This window comes from Hahella sp. CCB-MM4, from assembly GCF_002260525.1.
In the GTDB taxonomy this organism is placed as follows: Bacteria; Pseudomonadota; Gammaproteobacteria; order Pseudomonadales; family Oleiphilaceae; genus Hahella.
In genome coordinates, this window is sequence record NZ_MRYI01000007.1 from 195,411 (window position 1) to 219,084 (window position 23,674).

Sequence of the window (23,674 nt, forward strand, 5' to 3'; positions counted from 1 at the left end):
AGGTTGAAAATGTTCGAATCGTGCTCAGAATTGAGTGTTTTGGCTAAGCCAGCAGCGCCTGCTCAATCTGCTGCAGATAATTATCTGGCATTGCCGGGTAGTTCCAGATAAAGAGGCCGCCAATACCTTTGCTGGTCACCTGATTGAGGAAGTAATCGAGGTTTTCCTGATTCAATCCCGCAGGTGTCAGAGCCAGTATGACCTGTTTTGCCGGCACTCCGTTGGCTATTGTGCGATCAATGGCTGGCCCGACATTCGCTTCAATGTCGCTCATGCTCCACATACTCGCGGCGTAGCACATGAGACAAAACCTGTTGACAGTTCCTGACTGCGCGATGGTTTTGACGGCCTGGTTAATGCTATTACCCAGGCTGGACGCGCCGGGATTGTTGTAGTCCCATCCAGCGAGAAATGTGTAACTGCATTCCTTGTTAATCGATTTCAATTTACTCATTGTTTCCACCAGCATGCCAACATTCATGCTGCACTCGTCGTCGAAATCCACTCCAGCCCAGTTCCCTTTGTCTGTAGCCTGCACGATTTCGGCCACGCTTGCCGGGCTCTGGGGCATATGGTCGGGTGTACATCCACCACCACCGTAGGTCCACATCACTTTACCGGAGGCGGAGGGCGCCTTGGTGGTGTTGGGGCTCCAGCCAGGCGACTGCGGGGTCCCCGTGGTCAGGCCCGATAAATTGGTGACCATGCCATACATCGTATAAGAAAAGGAATCAGGAGAAGTGTCTGAAGGGCGTTGGGTCCAGCCGCCGATAATATATCCGCTCATAGCAATTTCCTTATTTGTCAGAGAGGAAAGGTCCTCATCAGAAAGCTTAGTTCAAAACACGAGGACTGGCAGTTGGTGAGGAATACCTTTAATGGCTATTCTGTTTCATCCGGCACATACTCGAGCACGTCCCCAGGCTGGCAATCCAATACCTGGCAAATACGCTCAAGTGTTGAAAATCGCACCCCCTTAACCTTGCCAGTGCGCAATAACGATAAGTTTTGCTCGGTAACACCCACAGCGTTAGCCAGCTCTTTTCCGCGAATTTTTCTTTTGGCCAGCATTACGTCCAGATTAACGACAATAGGCATACAGGCACCTTAAACGAATTGCTTGTTTTCACTCTCAAGGTTGCTTCCCTTGACAAGAAGGTCGCTCATCACCCACAAAATCATAGCCAAGGCGATGACTTTTACCTCGTCACTGCCAAAGGATACAGAAAGCATTCTTTCGCCAGCGGGGTGATTCATAGACAGCAGAACGCTGGATAATCCCATGTGTAGCGGTTTGGCGAGAGCCTGGATGAATAAGAAGATCGAGAACAGTCTCAGGTCATGACTATTGTCTTGGTTAAAAAGCTCTCCTCTGGCAAAGTTCGCGAATGCACGACGAAGGAAAAACAAGCCTCCAAGGCCAATAGCGACATATATCATCGTCAGCGCCCAAAAGCCGTACCATTGTGATGATTCGACACTTTGCCATTGTATGGGCAAATCCAGTGTGTACTTAGCCAGGGACGCAAAAGCATCTATGTTGACAAGGAAATATAGGGCGATGAGAGGAGTCAGAACAAATAGCGTCAGACAACCCCAGGCGATCAGCGAAGAAAAATGCTTGGTCATACTAAATCCCTGTAATTATTGATTGAGGGTAATAAATTATTGTTTTACTTTAATTTCGTCAAGACAATATTTTAGAGGTCAGGGAGTTATAGTGCGCGGAAAAATGGGAAGGTCTTCCATGGCTAGCTTTGCCGGTGCAATGTGGTGATAGGCTGTAGCGATCAAAAGTTGGCGAACTGAAGCTTTAATATCAACGACATACGTAACATGATAAACTGTATGGCCTTAAAAAATGCCCCGGGAAAGGGCGCTAATGTTGATTTGTATTAAAGAGGACTTTATGCGGAAACTTCTTCTAGCAATGGGCTTTGTCTGTTCACCACTTAATGCTAACGCCGCTCTAATAACCAATACCTACGAGACTACTTTGGATTGGGTTGATTTTGAATCCTATTCATTTGATGCTGGTTCTACCCCTGACTTTCATAGCCTGGATGGCTTGAAGTTTGTCTGGAGTGTAACCTATGAGAGCACAGCCACTTCAGCTCATCAGTACTTGGTTGGGGAGAATGGGCTTGACGAGCTGGGCAAGGGTGATGATGCGATCGTATCGGAGATAGGGCTGGATTTTTATGGAAACCTGTCCTACATGTCTGATGCTGTATTTGATCTGAGCTCATTTCGTACAATTTTGAATGATTTTACGGCTGAGAATAATCTAACCACCGAATATACCGACTACCCGATAAATGGTTTTGAATCTTTTGGCTTTACATCTTTTTTTGCCGGAAATGAGAATGGCGATCTCTTTGCACTAAGAAACACTGACTGGTTTCGTTTTCAAGTAGATAATACCGGACCTACTGTTTGGGCGGGCGCCACCTATGAAGAAGGCTATCTTGATATCCGGGCCTCTAATGCCTTGATTTCCTCGGTCGCCTCGGAAATCGCAGTGCCGGGCCCATCGGCATTAGGGCTGCTGGGAGTAGGGTTGGCTGGGCTGTTTTATACCCGCAGGAAAGCGAGTAAAGCTTGAGTTCGCTACCTGGTTTACTTGCCGCTTATCATGAATAGATAAGCAAAGCATAGGACTTAACACGTTTGTAGAGAGTGTGCCTGTCCCATGTCACTCTCAATGCGCAGGCCTGGGGAGGTGCGGGTCTGCATATTTGACGAATTTCGCCTGAGCGCTGTATCAGTGCGCCTCAGATTCGTTTGTGCGGTGCAGTCGTCAGTTTTTCTAAACTAAAATGCCAATCGGATAAAGGCCTCCTTTGCCTGGAAACTTCCTGAACCATTACAATGCTGGCATCCCGGTCTAGCGTTTAGTGATGCCATATGTTGCGTATATTCTGCACAATACTCAGCTGGAAAGTTCCAAGGCTGATCGACAGCAATGGGAATTAACGATCGATTTATCAGCTATTTAATTGATTATGAAATTTTGATGACTTCCTTTCCCGAAATCGAATTCAAAGAGACGGCCATACCAGAGGTTGGTTTTGAGGTTATTGATCTCAATAGCCTGTACCAAATGGCAGATCAGGGGGCACTCCCCATGTTAGGGAAGGTTCACAGAATCAATTTTTATAATCTGATAATTTTTTCGAATGGGAAAGGGCGTCATTTAGTTGATTTCAGCCGATTGCCTGTCGAAAGAGGAAGTGTCATTTTTATCAATAAAGGGCAAATTCACCGATTTGATACATCGAGTCGCCCTGGTGGCAAGTTAGTGGTATTTACAGATGACTACATAAGAAAAGTCATGGCTGCGACTGACTTGCACTTGTTTTCTTCCTCGCACTTTTTGTCTTCCTATCTGCCGAGTTTTAAATTGAATCACACCGCAGTCCAGTCTCTCCTGAATCTCATTGATCTCGTAACCGAGGAGTATCACAACAACCAACCTAATATCCCCTACCTTCAGACACTATTTCAGGCCATGTTGATCAAAGTAGGCGAGGCCAGTCCAAGTCATAGAGGAAAGGTTGTGAGCCAATACCACAGCCATTGTTTTGAACGCTTCATGAAATTGTTGCAAGAGCAGTTCACAGTCAATCGCGATGCTCATCAATATGCGAGCATGATTGGTACAACCTACAAAACGCTGAACATCATTTGCAAAACAATGACAGGCAGGACAGTAAAACAGCTCATCGATGCCCAGACCATTCTTGAGGCTAAGCGACAGTTGGTTCTAAGCGGTACTCAAGTCCAACAGATTGCCCAGGGGCTGGGGTTTGAGGAGAGCAGCAATTTTGTTAAGTATTTTAAGAAGCATGCTCATATGACGCCGGCCCAGTTTCGAAAACATCACGAAGGCGGGCAAGGGTGATACATAAGGCGTTGATGGTGGGGCAGCTCACTGAGTTTGATTTTTACCATTTATAGTCCGGCTTTCACCTGCTCGTACCAGATGCCTCTATCTATCATGGTTCCACTTAGATAGAGGACCACTTAATGAAGAAACAAATACTGAACACCCTGCTGGTATCAGCATTGTCTATGGCTGTCTGTTCACATTCTTGGGCGGATTCCAGCGCAACAGATCAACTCTCTAATAAAGATAAAGCCATCGCATTGCTGAATTCGATTGAAACTGGAGATCGCGAGGCTGTTGGTTATGTGAACCCAATAAAATACATTCAGCATAATCTGTCTGTTGCTGATGGCCTGGCGGGGTTTGGTGAGCTTATGAAAGCATTGCCTAAAGGTAGTGCAAAGGTTGAAGTCATCAGGGCGCTTGAGGATGGCAATTTTGTTGTTACCCAAACGGATTACAATTTTTCTGGTCCCAAGGTTGGGTTTGATGTTTTCAGATTCGAAAACGGTTTGATCGTAGAGCACTGGGATAACCTGACCATTAAGTCTGACACACCTAACCCGAGTGGTCATACTCAGCTGGATGGAGCCAGGGAGATCATGGATCAGGATAAGACCTGCGCCAACAAAGCAATCGTGGAAAGGTTTATTGATACTGTTCTGGTTAAAGGGAAGTTCGAGCAGATAGGCGAGTTCTTTGATGGTGACAACTACTTGCAGCATAACACTCAAGTGGCAGACGGCCTGTCAGGTCTAAACAATGCCATTGAGTTTATGAAGAGCCAGGGAATAAAGATGGAGTACTTGGTCAATCACCGTGTGATGGGGGAAGGGAATTTCGTACTGGCGATAAGCGAAGGTAAATTGGCCGGAGAATCTACCTCATTTTATGACCTTTTCCGGATTGAGAACGGCAAAATTGCTGAGCATTGGGATGTCGTGGAATCTATTTTGCCAAAGGGGCTATGGAAGAACGAAAATGGCAAGTTTGGCAACTTGCAAAACTTTGGCAATGGTTGCTAAAGATCAAATGGTTGCTAAAGATCAATAGTACAAGCTAGCGATCATCCTGAGTCCAGGATGATTGACGGGATACCTGCAACAAGTCGAATTTTACCTGTCTTACCCATAATAACTTACAGTCAGGTATCCCTTTGCCCTTCATTCTTACGGCGCTACAGCTTTATCATCCAAACGAACAAAAGCAGCCTTGGACGGTTTGCCCTGTGTGTCCACATAAAACATCATGTAGAAAGCCGGAGGAATATTGGCTTTTACGAATTCCGGAGTTTGGAAACTGATGACACAGCTTGATTTGGCGCAGGTTTTCTTATCAAAAGGAATGCTGATGAATTTATGGCCCTGATCCCAATCGTGAGTAAAGGAAGGCAGTTTAATTAACACCAATTCATCATTCTGTTTGTGTTCCTTCGGCAGATCGTTGACCTCAACTTCGTAGGATTGGCGGCTTTGCAGAAGATAGTAATTTTGCTTTCCAATGGTTTGTTGAAACGTTGTTCCAGGTTTGGCTTTGGATGTTTGCTTTATTGTCTCTATTTGAGGCCGGTAATCACCACCGATAAAGAGATATGGGGGATTGAATATTTCTGCAGTCCAATTCTCTGTGGGTGTGTCGAGCATTCCCTTTTGGACTTCTGCCATCTGGCCGTCCTGGAAGAAGTACATTTTTATATTGACTAAATCCAGGTTGGGCTTGCGCTGGCCTTTAGGGGCTTCTTTCTTACTTGAGGTAGGTTGAACGCCTTCCTTTGTGTTAACTGAGGCTCTGGCGCTATTGCCTCCTGAAGTCCAGACCCGTCCATCCGGTAGAAGCACCGCAGAGTTGTGGTACAGGCGAGGCTCTACGGCATCGGTCAGACGACGGCTGTGGTATTGGACAAACTCTCCTTTGTCATTGAATTCGGGGGTCATCAACACGGGGTAGTGAATGGGCCCGTAAAAGTCATAGTTACCGCCATTGATCAGCAACACCTGGCGGGTGGGCAATACAATTGCGGCGCCCATGGTGCGATTGTCCTGGGCATGGTCGCCGAGGAAATTAGGTTCAATCTTCCATTGACCGCTCTTGTTATCACCATCGGGGTGAAAGGTCTCAAATTTTGTGCTCCCCAGACCACCGTGGAAGCGAGTGGCAATGATTTTTTCAGGAGTTGAAGAGTCCGATGAGTCATTGCTGAAGTCATAATCAGGATTTTCATCATCATGAAGGACAGTGATAAAAGAAGTGCTTGTGCCCGGAGACACGGGCTGGCCGCCCAGTATGCCCACCCCGTTGAAGTTGGGATCGAAGTAAGAGGTACCGTAAGAGGTAATAATATCGGGGCGGTCCGGACCGTGCTCAAAAGTCACTTTGGGGTGTTCAGCGTCGCCTTCAATATTTACCCAATAGGTGTTTTTTGTACGACGCATATAGGCGGTATCACTGGTGCGGAGGCTAACCCAGTCGCCTTCACGGCTTAGATAAATTCGATTGTTTGCCAATTGATAGTTGTTGGGGTAGAGCTTGAAGGCGTCGTATAAGTTGTCTTTCTGGCAGCGCTCATCACAAGTGCAGGGAGGTTTTAGTGTTGGGTCTGCATCGGGGTTGGTCGATATCCCCAGCGCATCAAAGTGCTCCATATCCTCGCAGACTGAAGGAGTGAAGGTTTTGTAGATACGAGTACTGAAAGGGCTGTTGGGCGTTTCCTTCACATCCACATTCTTCCAAGCGTTCTCGGGGTGGTCCGGATTGAAACGATAGGGGTCGAAGAAATCGACGGTGCTGTTAATTTCAAATCGATAAGCGGTGACTTTTGGAGTTAAAAAGTAGTTGGTAAATCCGCTGAATATGCTGATGCGACCATCATTGAGGGGCACCAGGGACGGATACCAGCGCCCTACATCCATTTTTCCGGCAAATGTCCAGAGATAATGGGCGTCGTTTTTTTCAGGGACAACACTCCAGTCCACGGATTTCCAGTCCACCGTCAGCTCTTTGCGCCAGTCAAAAATGTAATTCGATTGAGCACCGGTACGATAGGGATAGTAGTATTCAGTACCGCCGACGAAGAGCACGTTCCCGTCGGGCAAATGAACATGTCCCGAGCAGAATAGATCATTGGCCAGAAAGGTATCTTTACCTTTCTCTGGCAAAGGTGAGGGAATTCGATAGAAGCTGTTTGCAACGGGGTCGTATATGGCGGTGTTATTTACTAAGCGATAATAATTGTCGTATTTGCTGTTTGCGAAGGGGTCTTCCCGGACATCAAAAAGCCCGGTGCCAGGGACTGGGTTCAGGGAATCCGGGAATCGGTCGACATCAAACTTGTTTCGCCAGCTGCTACCACTGGCCAGGAGAAGTTTACCTGACGGGAGTAGGGCGGAATGCACGGTTTGCATCCCCAGGATATTGTCGACTGCCGCCCCATCGGCTCTGGGATATACCGCCTCCCATCTGCCACAAACGCTGGCTTTATCCCGATTACTGAGTTGTGCCTCTTCTTTGCGGAGATTAATACCGCTGCCTTCGACAGGCGGATTAATGACCAAAGGAATGTTATTAACAAAATTGCTTTTGCAGAAGTCAGCAGGATATTCAATATCAACAGCTGCATAGGAGTTTTCAATGGCTGATCCCAAAGGCAGGGTCAGTATTGCAATAGATAAGAATCCCTTGTTGAATGCTCTCATTGTCTTTGACTCTCCCTGTGAATGAAGACAAATAGCGAATTCAAACTGCGTCTTAATCCTAAAGCCTGCTTGAACCTCAACAGACCCCAGAGTCACTCCCAGCTTTCTATGTGGCTGAAGGGATGGTGATTGCTGATGGCAAAGTGAAAGAGGCCTTAACAGTATTAATGAATGTAGGACCAGCCTCGGATATTTACAAGAAAACGCAGCAAACACTTGCGTAGTTAAATGAAGAATGTCTCCCATATGAGCTTATTGCTATTCTGGAAAATAGCTATTACAAAGGCCGCTAAGTGAAGGCCGGCAAAAACTTTCAGTGGCAGCACAAATATACAAGCGCGGTTTTTCATGATGGGGCATGATGGGGCATGATGGGAAAAAATGAGAACCTACACAGGGCGAACAGTCTTTTATGAAAATATCTTTATGCAGTGACAACATCGCAGGCGCATCAGAAGCGGTTATTGAAGCTATGGTACAGGCCGCCCGCATGGAGGCAATGCCCTATGGGAATGATGATCAGACTCGGCAGGTCGAGAGAATGATGTCGGAATTTTTTGAGTGCGAGGTAGACGTATTTCTGGTGTCTACCGGTACGGTGGCCAATTGCTTGAGTCTGAGCGTGATGACGCCGCCATGGGGAAGTATATTCTGCCATCCGGAAAGTCACATCAATGTTGACGAAAATACCGCCCCGGAATTTTTTACCCATGGAGCGAAGCTGATCAGTGTTGAGGGTGAAAGTGGAAAGATGGACCCGAACAAATTAAGTCAGTTGATCAAGCAAAAAGTCAGTGATGTGCATGTTTCGCCGTCGTCGGCCGTGAGCCTGTCTCAGGTGACCGAGATCGGCAGCCTGTATAGCCTGGATGAAATACGCACGATCACTGATATCGCCAAGTCAGCTGGATTAAAGGTACATATGGACGGTGCGAGATTTGCCAACGCGTTGGTGTCTCTGGACTGTACAGCCGCTGAAATGACCTGGAAATCCGGCATCGACATCCTCTCGTTTGGCGCCACAAAAAATGGCGTGATGGCGGCAGAAGCCATCGTTGTGTTTAACCGGGATCTGGCATATGAGCTCGGCTATCGACGCAAGCGAGCCGGCCAGCTGCACTCAAAAATGCGCTTGCTGTCAGCTCAGATGATTGCCTATCTGTCCAACAACCTATGGCAAAAAAATGCCCGACATGCCAACGCGATGACGGCGTTGTTGCAGGAAGGCTTAAGAAGCATTCCTGGTGTAGTCATCAATACCCCGGCCCAAGCCAATATTCTATTCTGCACCATGCCGGCCGCGATGATAGAACATCTGCAGAAAGCAGGTTTTTCCTTCTATGGCGGGCGTTGGGAAGAAGGCGTTATCCGGCTGGTGACCTCATTTCAAACGCCTGCAGAAGGTATTAATGCCTTTGTTCAATGTGCCCGGGATTTTGCCGCTTCAAGCTAAAATTTGGTATTGATAAGACGATCAGTGCTGAGCATTCGGTATTGGGAAGGCGTTACGCCATAGGCAACTTTAAATGCGCGATTAAAGTGACTCTGGTCATAAAAGCCCACTTCCGCCGCAATATCAGCGATTAGCGCATCCGGGGAGGAAAGGCTGGCACAGGCATGTTCCAGCCTTAGCCTCATTAACCAGGAGTGTGGGGCCAAGCCGGTTTGCTTCTGGAAACTTCGGATAAATTGGAAGCGTGACAAGTTACATAAACCGGCCAATGTGTTCAGAGTAATTTTGCAGTTCAGATTAGCCTCGCAATAATCTCTTACCTTATTACCCTGCTGCTGACTGAGTCGGTACTGTTCCGGCTGAATCACTTGGCGCTCGGCGCCCGCCAATAACTGATTAAGAGATAGTGTCCATAAGCTGTCTTTATAAAGTTGGCTGGCGCAAGTCTCGTGATGAAAGGATTTTCGTAAGCGCAAAAAGGCCTGATACAGAGACGGATTCTCCAACAAAGTCGGCGCCAGATTTGGCTGGGAAACCTTGTCCTGGCTGTCAAACAGAATTTCATTGATCAAAGCCGGTGGAACTCGAAAGGTCGTCAACTGATGTGAGCGATCGTCCGGACTGGCTCCATCATGGACTTGGCCGGGTGGCATCAGGCATAACATGCCTGGCCGTATATCCTGGGTATTACCGGAAATGCGCTGCCTTTGAATGCCGCTGGTTACAACGCCGATATGGTAATCAAGGTGAAAGTGCGGCTGAAAATGAAACTGCTGGAACAGGGCGTCGCTAATTACCAGGCCGGGTAGCTCGACAACATGCTGGTAACGAACAAACTCTTCTGTCGACACCGGTTCTTCTGAAGACACCGTCTCATCTGTAGACATCGGGTAACCGTACGGGGAAAAACAACGCTCCATACTAACCTCATTAAAAGATTTCTGCTTGTACTTTTGTGCAGTCTCCTTGCATCCAAATGTGATCTTTGCGTCGTCTCTATAAATGTGAATCGGTTTTGAATCACCAAATAACATACAAGGAGCAAGACATGCCAAATAGAGCCTATCCGCTGGACCGCGTTCAGCAACTGGTCAGTGACTATAACGGTCTGTGTACGTGGGATTTCAGCCAGGGGTACCCGCTTCACTTTATTCAGGGGCCTGTGGGCAATGGAATCTGTATGGGATTGTCCTGCCATTGGGTCCAATATCACGCTTTGGATGATTCCCTGGTCAATCACCTTGGTGCTGTCTGGAATCCCAATACAAGAATATACAAGCCATTTAACCATCATGAACTGCAGCGGATATCTGCCTGGCAGCGAAGCCTGACTCGCTTTCCTGATTGGGTAATGGGCTATCAGGCATGGTTGCGGAACAACGGCCTGGGAATTCACTCGAACAATCGAATACCTATGAACAGCAATGCTCTGAAAGCGGAGCTGGATCGGATAAAAGGTGGATATGCACTAATTATCCTGAGTGGACAAAACACCAGAGATTCACATGCCATTGCGGCCTATATTGGACAGGATGGCGAGGATGTGTGTTTCTTTGATCCAAACTACGGCGAATTCTGGTTCCAGGACAGGGATGATTTCTTTTTCTTTCTGCACCTGTTTTCCAACTTTGTCTACAACCGAAATCATCGTCACAATACTGGGTTTAACCGTTACGAGGTCGTTCGCATTTACAGGCAGTAACCGATAGTTTGATGGAAAATTTAGACGGGTAGTGCTCAGTACAAATTTCGTTGCCGCCTACATGCCAGGGAGTATTGGTTACACCGCTTCCCTGGCCACTTTCTCCTCTTTTGAGTCGTACGATAGTGACTTTAATTTCTTCATGTAAGGAATTTCTATTCTTCTTTGGTCAGGTGTAATGCCAAATAATCGATCCCGCCAAATCGGACCTGATATGCAGGCCTGCTGACGATGGATAATTCAGTCGTCTAGTGGAGGCTGTGTAAGCCAGGCCTCGCATCATTTGAAAGCAAAGTCGTGGCTAAAGTTTTAGTGTTTGTCTTTCTGACTTAAGTTGATCCGTGACCTACACTCAATATAGAAAAGTTTCAGAGAGTTTTTATGGCATTAGCGAAATCTATATCAAAAGCTCCTATAAAAACGATGATCAAGTTAGGGCTGATGACATTATATTTATGCCATGTGAGCTTTGCATACTCAGGCACCTCTAAAGCTAGCGAAATACGAATATGCACTCCTGAGTGGGAATATTACGCTCAACGGGATGGTAATGGCTTGTACCATGAATTGTGGAAGGAAGTATTTGATGCCTATGGAATTCAGGCGTCAGTTCTATTCGCTCCATACAAAAGATGCAAAGAACTGGCGCGATCCGGGCATGTTGATGCATTTCCAGGTGGCTACCGCAGGGATATAAACGTCGGTAACCTTATCTATCCACACTGGTACATTGGAGTTGATATTATTTCCGTGGCTTATCGAAAGGGAACTATCAGTTCGTGGACAGGAACCTCGAATTTATCGGGCAAGGTTGTTGGTTGGGAGCGAGGTCTCCAATTTGATGTTGCTGGCATCATTACGGAGGATATCCACTTGGAGGAGTTTACCCATTTGGATGCTGCCCTGATGAAGCTCAATGCGGGACGGCTGGATTTTATCCTGGATTATCGTCAGGCACTAGAATCCACTCTGGCCGAACTGGAGCTTGAAGAAAGCATCGTGATCCGAGCGAATGTTATAACAGGACAGGAATACTTTATGCTGTTTCATGACAATGAAAAAGGGAGGTTTCTTGCAGAGCACTGGGATAGAGTGATGAGAAAACTGTCGGATGAAGGACGTCTACATTATCTGTACTCAAAGTTTGGTGACGAATCATATTAAACTTTTGGTTTCTGTTGGTTTATCAGCAGGACTTGAGGCGAATTCACTTTTATCCGTAACTTGTTAAAGACACCCCGATGAATCTTCCTGAACAAGTCGTCCATGGCTGAGAAAAAGTCGGACAAGACTTTTTGCATATAATTATTCAACCTCATCAGCCTATTGTCTCAAGCGAGCAAATAGCCAATAAGATAAAAAAGCAATGAATAATCCAGCCAATGGCCTGAACAGCATTTCCGGATGGACCCCTGGGGCTAACATCGACTCCTTCGGATTATCAGGGTTCACGTAAACAATTACCTCACCCACAGGAAGCTTCTCCAACCAATCTTCGGCGGCCTCCCGAGTACTTTGACGAGCATAGCCTGGATACAGAACGTCGCCGGTTAGTTCACGAACACCAGTGTGGTAGCGGTAAAAAAAACTAGCTTGATATTGATAAGAGTTTACCGAATGATCGGCTCTTGATCGATTAACCTTGCTGGATAGAAGTACTCCTGGCACTTCTTGCCAGCCATACGAACTGACTCCCTTCAATAGTTCTCCTGCGCCAATGGCACACAACAATACGCCCCCCAACAACATGGCTGCACCTATCCAGAAGTCCATTTTTTTGATTAACATCTGAAGTGCATTCCCTATATTCGCTATTTACAGTTGGCTTATTTGACTTTTACGCGACCAAACGACGCAGTCGAGCGCAAAAAACGGCTCTGTGTTCGCGCTCGACCGTATTGTTTACATGATTTCCCTATTGCCTACATGGTTTTCCTGGTGACTTTCTCCTGCTTCAGAAGTGCAACGGCTACTTTAATATCTTCAGGTAAGGAATCGGCCTCTTCCTGTTTGGCCACGGGCAATACCAAATAATGAATGCCGCCATCAGAAGTCTTGACACTCGTGGCTATAATGACATCTGCCTCGGCAGCGGTGCCAAAATAGCGCGAAACAATATCAGAAGGTGTCTCCGTGAGACCGGAAAGCCTGTCAGCCTCAGTGTTATCAAACATCAAGATTTCACCAGACTGTGACAGGGCTCTAAGTCGACTTTCTGTCTCAAGATCGAATGGGTAGGTGCTGATATCAACATATCTGAGATGTTCGGATTCGATAAAGTCATAAAGTTCAGAGCTCAACTCAGTGGAGGCCAGGGAAATCCACGGATTAGTATCCTGTATTTCGGCCAATTCTTCTTTACGCGTCTCTGTCGGCGTTTCCTGGGTAAAAAGGGGCTGCAGATAGTCCTGGGGTTGTTCTTCGGTCGTGACTTTCTCGCTAACTGTCTGCCCGATAACTGTTGGATTTGAAGTGGCAACGTCAGGGAAGTATACAAAAGCCGCGGCCGCCAGAATGCAAAGAGGCATACACCAGAATGCCAATTTTCTGAAAGTCATGGTGTGTTCCTTTTATTTGAATGGGAAAGTATTGGGTGTACTGGCATCAGCCAGCACACCCCCCGGTTTTTGTTTGAGCACTGGTTTTTATTAAGCGCTTTATAATCAGGTGCTCATTTTGGATTGAGGGCTAATGATAGAGAGAATCACTCCAGGATATGCTCACGGTTCGGCTGGCTTTAGTCCAAGTGTGGTAATCGGTATACTGCGGGTTCCAATAGATATCGGCGTACCAGGAGCACCAGTCGCGCGCAAAGTGGTAATGAGTTTTCCGCCAATTTGCTTCAAGTGTCAGTTGGGTAGTATCTTTCCCGTCATTTAAATCAGACTTGCGATACAGAATTGCAGCTTCAGGTCTGAAATCTGACTTCATGACAACAGGAAGCTGGTCGTAGCCGATGAGATTGGATACGTCACACCAGAGCCAGCCCTTCATTAGCCAGTGTTTTGGCGGCGTATTGTGTCTGATCGTCTTGTTGGAGATATCCCAGGTGACGCCGCCGTTAGACTGGGTATAGTTTGCCACCGTCCTGAACTCGGGCTGGTTATATGTGACCCTTGTCCCCCAGGAAGCTTCGCCACCGAGGCTTGGGGTTTCGAGGGAAATTCCCAGACTAAACTCCATAGACTCGCTGACCTGAGCTGTCTCAATGGTGTTGGCAGGTTTATGATCAATATGAGTCACCTGAGCACCGCCCTGCTGTCCGACTTTAAGTTGAAAAGCGGTTGGAAGGCTGTATCGATAATAGCCAGTCATCCCCGATTCATTTAACGTGACAATTTTCGGAACATTGCTCATATCAAATCCAGACCCACCGTTGAGTATGAGCTTTGTTTCCTTGATCCCGTCAGGGATGTGGCTGCGATTCCATGCGCTCTGGACCGAATAGATGAGTCTGATTTTCTTATTCTGAGCATCGGTATCATTCAGCTCCATCAAGGAGCTGGTATAGGAACTTATATCTTCTGCCGCATGGGCGAAATTGGCTGCAACGCACAATAATGTTAGCGCTATAGGGATTTTTCGGGTGATATTCATTTTTGTTCTACCTCGCGTAAATGTTCCCAATGAGTTAAGCCGGTTCGATTTCTACTTTTCAAACTATCGGCAAGGGTATTATCCGAGAGTAGAGGTGAAGGCGGTGTCGCTTCTGAGTGAAGGCTATGTGAAATTCAGAATTTTTTTGGAGGAATTGATATACGCGCAACTTAATGACGTAGGAACGCCCAAAAAAACGCAAATGGGCTATTTATTGTCTTGGTCCATACTTCGAGTTTCCGCTTGGGGCTGTAGAATGTCTACAGCCCCTGGATAACGGGTTTTATGTCCCGTTGAAGGATATTTTCGGAAGAAAGCCGCCGGGGCTGAAGTCGAATGAATCTAATGAAATTTATTGTAGGGAAGCGAGGAAGATTCTCCGTTGCTTTCCAATAACACCAATACAGCAGGTAGAGTCACCAGTGTAAGTAGTGTGCCCAGCATAACGCCACCGCCTAGGGAGACTGCAATGGGTACCAGCCACAAGGCCTCCGGATCTGATTCCCAGAGCAGGGGCATAACACCGGCACAAGTTGTGACGGAAGTCAGAAATACTGGACGAAATCGTTGCATACAGGCACCCACAATGGCTTCTGTAACTGACATGTCCAGCGCTATGTTTTTTCGATAAGCGTCGACCAACAATAGCCCATTGTTAATGAGGACTCCTGTAAGTCCTACCAGGCCAAATATGGATATCAAACTCAAAGGAATACCAACCACCCAATGCCCAAGTATCACCCCAACCAGGCCCAGCGGCGCCAATGCCAGAATTACCAGCGGATACCGATACGACCGCATAGGAATCGCCATCAACGCAAAGATTATAAACAAGGCAAGAAGCGTTGTGGATAGTAGGCTTTCCACTGACTTCGAAGAATCCTTAACCTCACCCTCAATACTGTAACTCACCCCCGGAAACACTGTTGATAGATTGGCCAGAAGGTTTCTTTCGGCCTCTTCAACAACTTCCTCCGGCGTCAGCGGTGGAAGCGTGCCAGCCTGAACAATGAAAGAACGCCTCGCGTTGATTCTTAACAGGCTTGTGCTGCTTTGCGAATAGTCGATAGTGGCAATGGTCGATAGAGGAGCAAAAGACCCATTAGGGAGCGGAATCAACATCTCTCTCAGATTCGCCAGGGTTTGTTGGTAGTCATCAGGAAAACCGACCATTACTCGCCACTCCTGCTGGTCGTTTTGTATCCTCTGTGCTTCGACGCCATAGAAAGAAGCGCGTATCTGCTCACTCAACCAACGCTGGGTAACGCCGGCGGATTTTCCCTCTGGAGTAACTGCCAATACCACTTCACGAAACCGGGTACTTGTGCCGTCACGTATATCGATGACGCCATCGATACCAGCTAAATACTGCTTTACGCGGTGAATGGCTTCTTCAAGGTTGGCAGGGTCGTCACTTGATAATTGTATTGCCACCTGTTCGTCTCCACCGGAACCGCCGGAAATTGCCAAGGACGCTATCGATGGAAGTTTGGGCAGGCGCTCTCGCCAGAGTCGAGCGACCTCATGAGCATCAAAGGGAGCATTTTCAACGGCGGCGATTTCGATGTTGAAATTGATGGTCTGATTATTGATATCAATAAGGTAGCGCTGGATTGGTTCATAATTTAGTTGATATTGGTCTTTTATGTCGTCTCCGGTTAGAGACAGCGAATCTTCAAGTCGTCGGGCTATTTGTTCACGTTGGGGACGGGAAATATTGGCGTTCAACCGGAATGAACCTGAGACTTCGTAGTCGGCAATATCCGGAAGTATTGAGGTTCTGACAAATCCCATGGCGATGATAGCGATGGAAAGTGAAAATATCCCGGTCGCAGCCAGCAATATTTTCCATGGGTGATTTAGTGCCCAACGGAGTATAGGGAAATAGATTTCCTCGCATACTACCGATAACCCTCTGCCGGCTTTGCTCTGAACCCGGCCCCATAGTCCCTCAAGCCAGGTGATCATTGGATTTCGGGATGGGCGGGGAGAATGTCTCAGGTGACCCGGGAGTATCAATTTGGATTCCAGCAGAGATGCCAGCAAACAACAGATCACGACAATGCCCAGACTCCCCATGCGGCTGCCCATTTCTCCTTTGGTGAGTGTGAGCGGAAAAAACGCAGCGATAGTGGTTAAGGCTCCAAAAGTTGAGGGAAGGGCTACTTTATCAGCGCCTGCGACGACGTTAGCCACGTTGTGTCCGTAGTTTTTCGTCTCACTGTATATGCTTTCGCCTATGACCAACGCATCATCTACAATCAGTCCCAGTGCGATCAGGAAGCCGAACAGGGTAATGGCATTCAGACTGATATCCATACCGCTGAAATAGAGAATTGCCATGGCCCCCATGATCGATACCGGGATTCCTGCTGCTGTCCAGAACGCCACTCGCCAATGGATGAACACCCCCATAATCAAACAGATCAGTAGAAAACCGGTGAGGCCGTTTTTAATCAGCAGATTGCTGCGGGAGGTGAACTCTCGTGATTCATCCATCCAGGCCTCTACCTGTAAATGCCGACCCAACTTTTGCTGATATCCCACTAAAAATTCAGAGACTTCCTGACTGACAGAAGCCAGTCCTGCACCTGCATTTCGACGAATATCCAGGGTCAATGCAGGGGATCCATTGAATCGGGAGGGGGAGTAATCCATAGCAGGCTCTGTGCGCACATCGGCCAGATCCCGTATTGTCAGCTGCCGACCATCAGGTAATGATTTGACCGGAATCCTGAGAAAGTCCTCAGGTTTCACAGCCTGAGAGGTGGTCCGTAGATTCAGACGGCCACTTTGAGTTTCAATCACGCCGGTGGACAGATTCAAAGAGTGGCGACTGATGGCTGTGGCAATATCATTAAGTGTCAATCCGTATTCATTCAAGCTCATTGGCATAACGGCAATAGATACCTGCATTTCAGGAGGGTTCTGAATGCGGGCATAGCTGACCCCGGGCAATGCACTTAAAGCCTTTTCCAGGCGCTGGCCCTGTTCCAGCAGTGCCAATATGGGCAAGTCGCCATAAAGACTGACGATCATCATTGCTTCGGTGGGTTCCGGTGCAGAAAACACCGGGCGTTCTGCATAGGAGGGGAAAGTGTCGATAGCATCCACGCGGGATTTGATCATATTCAGCATTCCGTCTTGGCTGGCCTCTCTGGTTAGTTCCACCGTTATCTGTGCCTGATCCTGCTCGGCAGTAGCGAGAATACGTTTTATTCCTGAAAGACCTGCCAGAGCCTGTTCAACTTTGAGGATAACCAGTCTTTCCACATCCTGTGGAGAAGCGCCGCGCACATCAAAAGATATATCGATTTGCTTGGGAGCAAAAGGAGGAAAGACTTCCTGATTGAGCGACATGACACCCGTCAGTCCAGACAGCAATACAATCATTAGCAGAAGGCTGCCTGCAACCGGATGATAGATAAACCAACTGACAATACCGGATGGCCTACGCTTTAAGTCTGAGCTAAAAGCTTTATTCATGCTGATCTCCAGATACGTCTGCCAAAGAAGCGGAGTGACCCTGATAGGCCGGCGCGCCTTCCCAAAGCTGTTCTATATCCTGCGTAACCACCTGTAATGTGTCTCCGGTGAGGATGTTTTCGGGTGGTGGGATAAAAGCGTAACCGTGACTTCGATAATTGATTTGGGCTGATATCTCTTTGAGTTGGCCCTGCTCCAGAATAAAGAAGGTTCCCCTTTGGGTGAGGGAAGACTCGGGTATGGCATAGAGCGGCAGGAAATCTCCAAAGGTTATTTGAGCAGAGACGAAAGTTCCTGGACGCAAGGGAGGCTGGGCCTTAAACGGCTGATGGAATACGGTATATGCATTCACCTGCCGGCTTTCTTTATCGATGATCGGTGCCAGCGCCAGGCCTTTGCTGTTCCAAGCGCTTTCCCGGGAGTGGTCCCGGCCGGAACTTAGAGCGATATTTACTTGCTCTAACTTCGTGAACCCCAGTAGATCGGCGTGTTCCTGAGATAGTGTTAGTTTGATGCGCACCTGATCCGCGCTGACCAGATACCCCAGGGATGATCCCATACTTACCCAGTCACCCTCGCTGGTATTGCGGCGTATAATCCAGCCCGAAAACGGCGCTCGTATTTCTGCCGACTGTAAATCTGCTTTGGCTCTTATAACTTGGTCACGAGCACTTTCCAAGCGTGCCCGAGCTGCTTTAAGTTGAGGTTCTTGTATAGCCAGTGCAGGGGGAGGTGTTGAATTGTTAGAGAACCAGTCCTCACGTGCACTTTCACTGGCGGCTTGCTGTTGCAGCAGCTCAAGTTCTGCGACTGCCTGGGTACTTAGAGCATTGCTAAGCTGAGCCTGATAGTCAGTTTTGTCCAGTCTGAGCAGCAACGCTCCTTTTTTGACAAAGACGCCTGGTTCAAAAATAGCGGTAACTTCCGTGACGGTAGCCGCTATGCGACTGGCAATCGTGCTGGTTTGGAAGGCTTCAGCTTCTCCATAAGTCCGAAACTGTCGCTGATGGGGTTTCAATTCAACGGGAGTCGTCTGAACCTCAATTCCTGAATCTATTTTGCCGGGGACTGACAATGCGTCGGCTGCAGACGTTGCATCAGTGATCAGGGGTAGCAGAAAGAGTATTGCTAAGAGTGGTAGTTTTAAGTTACACATGAATTGACTATTTCCTAATGGACGGGTATCCCGATTTCAGGACGAACATTCTCCGGTAGACTGGGGCGCCCCAGAGCCAGCTGTAATGCGACCCAGTTGCGTAGACAGTCTGCCTGCATGTTGACTGCCTGCTGACTAAGCTCAATGACCCGCCGCTGTGAACTCAGATAGTCCCTAAGAGTCTTCAGCCCCCGCTGGTAGTCTCGTTTGTCGTTTTCAGCGACTTTTATAGCAATGCTTTGAGCACGTTCGATTGCTTGCCACTCCCGTTTCATCTGAAGGGTGTTATGAGCTGTCTGTTCAACTTCGAAAAATGCGTTAAGCAGGGTGTCGGTATATCTCCAAAAAGCTTGGTCTGCCTGGGAAGCAGCCAGATTCACACGGGCTTTAAGTGTGCGTCGATCTAGCAGCGGCTGGAGCAGGTTGGCGGAGGTTGTGAGAGTCGATTCCTGACTGCTGGTTCCTGAAAGGTCCCCCGTCAGGATTTTAGGGAGAATATTCAAACTGAGGCGGGGGAACAGATCCGCATATGCTGCAGAAGCCGCAGCGTCGGTTGCGGCTAAATGTGCTTGAGCCATTAGAATATCGGGCCTTTGCATCATAATACGGGCCGGTGAATCCATTCTGGCGATTTCCGGCACTTCAGGTAACTCTGTTGGAAGTCGCTTTCGGTCGAAAGTCGGATACTGCCCCAGAATAATTTTGATGTTTCTGGCGCTCTTTCCAAGTTGTCTGCGGGTTTGCTCAAGTGCCGATTCGGCCAGTGCCAGCTCGGTTAGGGTGTACTGCAAATCTCCGTTGCTTACCTGTCCCCGCGCGACATTTCTTCTGACAGAGTTCACGACAGCCTTCCAGTTATTGAGGGCGTTTTGCTGCAGCACCTCCAATAAAGACAGTTCGGCTATTGTTATCCAGGCCTGAGCGATTTGTGCAGTCAAAGAAAATACCTGATAGCGGAACTCATGCTCTACGCTGATTCGTTGCCATCTTGCCTGTTCTTCCAGAGCTTCCTGTTTGCCCCATAGATCAAACTCCCAGCTCATATCCAGATGAAGAATCCATCCTTCCGTATCGTCGTTTCTATTGCCGGACAGGCCGTGGGCCTTGTCGGCACTGAGTCGAGAATCTATTTGCAGGCCCCCGGAGGAATTAATCTGCTGCTGCCGGTAACCCGTTGCTTTTAGCTTCTCGCTGACTTCCAGCAGACTGGCATTGCTCTTCAGGGCTTGCCTGACCCATTGTTCAAGGTCAGACGAGCCTAGTTGGTGGATCCACCCGGTAGAGGGGGCCTGCCGGATTTCTGTGTCGGATATTTGCCATTGGGGGGCTATATTGAAGGGAAGTGTCTGGACGTCATGCTGCGGGGGAGCTCCTGTACAACCCGTGACCAGCATCAGGCCTAGCATGATAGTCGCCGTGAGTGATGCAGGCTTAGAACGCATATCCAATTCCTAGTATCAACGAGGTTTCCTGACCTTTATCGACCAGGGGACTGTCTTCGACAGCCCCGTTCAGAATGGTGTGTGAAACCTGACCCATGACGCTCCAGGAACGGGTGAATTGCCATATAGTGGTAACCCCCACTGAATACTCCACACCGGCACCAACATCATAGGCGGGGCGGAATGCGGTCCCGAATTCTTCATCGACACCATAGTAATATTGATTAAAGTCACTGCTGTGATAATGAGCTGATATGGATGGAGCGAGTATTACTGTGTCGGAAAGATTGAAATCACGGCCCAGTCTGAGTTCTGCACTGAGGCCGGAATGGCTGTTGCTGACATCCGTGAGCAGGGTGCTTGAAATGTCTACCCACGAGAGGTTGTAATCCAGCTGAAAACCCGCGTCTACTGCTAGTTTGCGATCCTCCAATCCATCATAAAGCCGACTATTGTTTTCGATACTTTCCTGATCGTACCCCTGTCCCGGGCTGATCTGTAAAAGTGGAGATACTTGCAGTAAATTTGATTGGTAGGCGTAGTATCCGAAAGTCAGTCCCTGCATCCAGAAATTGCCTATTTCAGCGGAAATTAGAGGTATGGGTTTTATTCCGGAGGACTGATCTTTGTATATGCCGCTGTCATATTTCACGCCAAACCCCACTATCCAGGGCTGTCCGATATCTTCCTGAACCGATGTGAGCTCACCAGACTGGGTCACAACAGCGTCGAAGGGCTGCCCCTCAGATTTGACTTCAACGTTATCGATTCGATCCTCGGTCACTGATAATTCGCGAGTTTTTGTTAGCACCGTATCAGGGGATATGGTTGTAATTTTCGTTCTTACCTGTTCGGGCGAAATAGCTGAAGCTTTGGCTGCTACCAATAGCTGGCCAAGCAATAAAGCAGGTAAGTAAAAATTCGAAGGGGAAAAATTTAAATCGACAGCAGTTTTCATGAAATACTCCAGAAGGACTTTGCTTGATACAAGCGTTTCGAATAAGTAACGGGAGCATTATCAGAAAGGGGCTGTGTAGCCTTTGTCACCTCGGCGTGAAGAGGGTGTGAAAATCAGTATTATTTTTGGATATACAAGGTGTCAAAAAGGAAGAGCTGAATATAAAAACGCATCTTCTGATGCTTGAAGTATCCAGCGAGATAAATGCACGGAAATAATTAAAGATGAAGAATGATACGGGTCCCCCCGTTTTTCCGGTGCTGAATATCGAGCTTCCAGTGACGTAATTGACAGATACGCCTGACAATGTTCAGGCCGAGTCCCATGCCTTCGGGACTTTCAGCTTCTCCGCCCATTGATGTCTGGGAGGGAAACCCCTTGCCGGTATCCTCGACTGTGATGGATTGACTATCCGCGCTGATTTCGACTGTACCTTCGGTAGTGTACTGAAATGCATTGCGTACGAGGTTGTTCATGACAATTGACAGCAGCTGCAACGGCTGTTCAACCTGCAGATTACCGGGAATGCCGTTAATAAGCTGTATTGGTTTGTCGCGGAGAAGATAGGCATTCTTATCAAGTGCGGACTGGGCGAGGCCCTGGAGTAACAATTGTTGTTTTGACTCGCTGTGACTTTCCTCTTTTCCTAATAGCATGAAACTCTCAATCAAATGGGTCATATCCTGATTGGCGCGACTGGCACGCAAAAGCAGGCTGTGCAGTTTTTCATTGTCCCCGACCAGGGGAATGGCAAGCTCCAAGGCCATTCTACTACTGGTGACCGGTGTTCGGAGTTCATGACTGGCATCTCTTGCGAAGGCCTTTTCGCGCTCAACAAAATCTTCAATTCTCCGCAACATTGCATTGATGCGATTGGCCAGAAAGCCCACTTCGTCTGGGTAGTAGTGGCCTTTCAATACAGGCTTGTGATCAACAGTGGCCGAATCAACATCCTGACTGAGGCGGGTAAGAGGAGCAACCACATGGCGGGCAATGCCATGCCCCACCAACACCGCAACAATTAGGGTAAATATGACACTGATACCCAGAAGTGAGACAGAGCCCAATAGTGCATAAGTCGTCTGGAGATCGAATCCACTGACATCCGTCAGATAATAGAAATATGCCTCAGTAGAGGATGGCTCCAGAGAAGAATTAATTCTAGATTGGGGTAGTGAGCTTCGGACGACATGGATCTTTTTTCCCTGAGACCTCAGTTCGAAAATCTGATATCCCTGTCTGGTCTCGCTGACATTCTCCGTCAGTACAAGCTCTTCAAGTGTTTTGGTATTCGGGGGGATCGGAATATCAGATCTCAAAAGTTTAAGCTCGAAGAGTAGGTACTTGATAAAACTCTCGTCATTACCGATAAATGTTCTTTCATTGGAACCGAACCCGCTTTGGGCTTGTCCATCGATATAGATTCCGACACCGTGGCTGGCTTCATTGGCAATGTGCCAATTAAATAATTCATCATCATTGATTTCTGCAACGAACAAAACCAAAAGGCTGAAGCAAACTGTCACTGCCAGGGCAAATAGAACAAAGCTGGTTAGAATTCGGAATCGGAGACTCTGCAGGAAGTTCACTTGTCGACCACTCGAAAGCCATGGCCCTGCACAGTATGGATGAGTGGCTTTTTAAAAGGGCGGTCAATGAGCTGTCGTAGCTTATAGATATGACTACGCAAGGAATCACTGTCAGGTAGGTCATCCCCCCAAACCTCATGAGTGAGTTGCTCCCGTGACACAAGCTTGGGAGAATGCTGCATCAAAGTTTGCAGAAGCTTGAAGGTAATTGGAGCAAGTTCAATTTCTCTGCCATCACGGAATACTTCATGAGTATCCAGGTTAATATGGAGATCACCGATATGTAGGGAGTTATTATTTCCGCCATAGTAACGTTTGGCGATAGCCCCCAGACGCGCATACAACTCCTGCAGTTCGAAAGGTTTGACCAAGTAGTCATCGGCACCACTGGCAAAACCTTCCAATTTATCATTCAACGTATCCCGAGCCGTCAGAAACAACACTGGTCGATAATCATTTTTTTCCTGGCGAAGCGTCCGACAAAGCTGTAATCCATCCATTCCTGGTATGGCAATGTCAAAAATATAGAGGTCATATTCATGATTGACAGCCTGATAAAGACCCGACAGACCATTATAAGCAAAATCACATTCACATCCCTGGGCTTCCAGGAACTCAGCGATACTCGCCGCAATATCTTCGTTATCTTCCACCAGCAATATTCGCATACAGTCTGCCCAATACTCTTTTCAGCTTAAAATTCAGATTAC

The 23,674-nt window shown here is 47.7% G+C and carries 20 protein-coding genes; 6 read left to right on the forward strand and 14 right to left on the reverse strand.

Features of this window, described 5'->3' with window-relative positions:
* Window positions 1-43 precede the first annotated feature (43 nt).
* The 3 genes from BTA51_RS14665 to BTA51_RS14675 form a co-directional block, all read right to left on the reverse strand.
* A complete protein-coding gene (locus tag BTA51_RS14665; RefSeq protein WP_094708451.1) occupies window positions 44-787 on the reverse strand; it encodes a hypothetical protein in 744 nt (247 codons plus the stop codon).
* Window positions 788-882: 95 nt separating this feature from the next.
* A complete protein-coding gene (locus BTA51_RS14670; protein ID WP_094708453.1) occupies window positions 883-1,098 on the reverse strand; it encodes a helix-turn-helix transcriptional regulator in 216 nt (71 codons plus the stop codon).
* A gap of 9 nt (window positions 1,099-1,107) precedes the next feature.
* Window positions 1,108-1,629, reverse strand: coding sequence for a DUF2975 domain-containing protein (locus BTA51_RS14675; RefSeq protein ID WP_094708455.1), 522 nt, complete (start codon window positions 1,627-1,629; stop codon window positions 1,108-1,110).
* Between the two features lie 280 nt (window positions 1,630-1,909).
* Here BTA51_RS14675 and BTA51_RS14680 point away from each other — a divergent pair, with 280 nt between their 5' ends.
* The 3 genes from BTA51_RS14680 (at window position 1,910) to BTA51_RS14690 (ending at window position 4,914) form a co-directional block, all read left to right on the forward strand.
* Window positions 1,910-2,605 carry a hypothetical protein gene (locus BTA51_RS14680; protein WP_141215605.1) on the forward strand — a complete coding sequence of 232 codons (696 nt, stop codon included), beginning with the start codon at window positions 1,910-1,912 and terminating at the stop codon, window positions 2,603-2,605.
* A 360-nt stretch (window positions 2,606-2,965) separates the two neighbouring features.
* Entirely contained in the window at window positions 2,966-3,904 is a 939-nt protein-coding gene (locus BTA51_RS14685) for a helix-turn-helix transcriptional regulator (protein ID WP_094708459.1), read from the forward strand.
* A 125-nt stretch (window positions 3,905-4,029) separates the two neighbouring features.
* The gene (locus tag BTA51_RS14690) at window positions 4,030-4,914 is read left to right on the forward strand and encodes a nuclear transport factor 2 family protein (RefSeq protein ID WP_094708461.1); all 885 of its coding nucleotides are present in this window, start codon (window positions 4,030-4,032) and stop codon (window positions 4,912-4,914) included.
* Window positions 4,915-5,058: 144 nt separating this feature from the next.
* On the opposite strand, the gene BTA51_RS14695 is transcribed toward BTA51_RS14690, so the two are convergent.
* A complete protein-coding gene (locus BTA51_RS14695; protein ID WP_094708463.1) occupies window positions 5,059-7,581 on the reverse strand; it encodes a galactose oxidase-like domain-containing protein in 2,523 nt (840 codons plus the stop codon).
* A gap of 412 nt (window positions 7,582-7,993) precedes the next feature.
* Here BTA51_RS14695 and BTA51_RS14700 point away from each other — a divergent pair, with 412 nt between their 5' ends.
* Window positions 7,994-9,034 (forward strand): low specificity L-threonine aldolase, encoded by a 1,041-nt coding sequence (locus tag BTA51_RS14700; protein WP_094708465.1) that lies wholly within the window; start codon window positions 7,994-7,996, stop codon window positions 9,032-9,034.
* On the opposite strand, the gene BTA51_RS14705 is transcribed toward BTA51_RS14700, so the two are convergent.
* The gene (locus tag BTA51_RS14705; protein WP_168188183.1) at window positions 9,031-9,921 is read right to left on the reverse strand and encodes an AraC family transcriptional regulator; all 891 of its coding nucleotides are present in this window, start codon (window positions 9,919-9,921) and stop codon (window positions 9,031-9,033) included. The genes BTA51_RS14700 and BTA51_RS14705 overlap by 4 nt on opposite strands.
* 161 nt (window positions 9,922-10,082) lie before the next feature.
* Between BTA51_RS14705 and BTA51_RS14710 the strand changes: the two genes are divergently transcribed.
* Together BTA51_RS14710 and BTA51_RS14715 are read left to right on the forward strand one after the other, a co-directional pair.
* Window positions 10,083-10,736, forward strand: coding sequence for a YopT-type cysteine protease domain-containing protein (locus BTA51_RS14710; RefSeq protein WP_094708468.1), 654 nt, complete (start codon window positions 10,083-10,085; stop codon window positions 10,734-10,736).
* Window positions 10,737-11,117: 381 nt separating this feature from the next.
* Window positions 11,118-11,900: an ABC transporter substrate-binding protein gene (locus BTA51_RS14715; RefSeq protein ID WP_094708470.1), complete on the forward strand. Its 783-nt coding sequence runs from the start codon at window positions 11,118-11,120 to the stop codon at window positions 11,898-11,900.
* A gap of 159 nt (window positions 11,901-12,059) precedes the next feature.
* On the opposite strand, the gene BTA51_RS14720 is transcribed toward BTA51_RS14715, so the two are convergent.
* From BTA51_RS14720 to BTA51_RS14760, 9 genes are all read right to left on the reverse strand, one after another.
* A complete protein-coding gene (locus BTA51_RS14720; RefSeq protein ID WP_094708472.1) occupies window positions 12,060-12,524 on the reverse strand; it encodes a DUF3592 domain-containing protein in 465 nt (154 codons plus the stop codon).
* 134 nt (window positions 12,525-12,658) lie between these two features.
* Window positions 12,659-13,294, reverse strand: a complete 636-nt coding sequence (locus tag BTA51_RS14725) for a hypothetical protein (RefSeq protein WP_094708474.1) — start codon at window positions 13,292-13,294, stop codon at window positions 12,659-12,661.
* 130 nt (window positions 13,295-13,424) lie between these two features.
* Window positions 13,425-14,333 (reverse strand): leukocidin family pore-forming toxin, encoded by a 909-nt coding sequence (locus tag BTA51_RS14730; protein WP_094708476.1) that lies wholly within the window; start codon window positions 14,331-14,333, stop codon window positions 13,425-13,427.
* Between the two features lie 342 nt (window positions 14,334-14,675).
* Window positions 14,676-17,819, reverse strand: a complete 3,144-nt coding sequence (locus BTA51_RS14735; protein ID WP_094708478.1) for an efflux RND transporter permease subunit — start codon at window positions 17,817-17,819, stop codon at window positions 14,676-14,678.
* Window positions 17,812-18,975 (reverse strand): efflux RND transporter periplasmic adaptor subunit, encoded by a 1,164-nt coding sequence (locus BTA51_RS14740; protein WP_094708480.1) that lies wholly within the window; start codon window positions 18,973-18,975, stop codon window positions 17,812-17,814. The genes BTA51_RS14735 and BTA51_RS14740 overlap by 8 nt, the downstream gene beginning before the upstream one ends.
* Before the next feature lie 14 nt (window positions 18,976-18,989).
* Entirely contained in the window at window positions 18,990-20,417 is a 1,428-nt protein-coding gene (locus BTA51_RS14745) for a TolC family protein (protein WP_094708482.1), read from the reverse strand.
* Window positions 20,407-21,375, reverse strand: a complete 969-nt coding sequence (locus BTA51_RS14750) for a MipA/OmpV family protein (protein WP_094708484.1) — start codon at window positions 21,373-21,375, stop codon at window positions 20,407-20,409. Before BTA51_RS14750 ends, BTA51_RS14745 begins: the two co-directional genes overlap by 11 nt.
* A gap of 218 nt (window positions 21,376-21,593) precedes the next feature.
* Window positions 21,594-22,964 (reverse strand): HAMP domain-containing sensor histidine kinase, encoded by a 1,371-nt coding sequence (locus BTA51_RS14755; RefSeq protein ID WP_094708486.1) that lies wholly within the window; start codon window positions 22,962-22,964, stop codon window positions 21,594-21,596.
* On the reverse strand, window positions 22,961-23,632 hold the full coding sequence (locus BTA51_RS14760) for a response regulator transcription factor (protein ID WP_094708488.1): 672 nt from the start codon (window positions 23,630-23,632) through the stop codon (window positions 22,961-22,963). The genes BTA51_RS14755 and BTA51_RS14760 overlap by 4 nt, the downstream gene beginning before the upstream one ends.
* Between the last annotated feature and the right edge of the window lie 42 nt (window positions 23,633-23,674).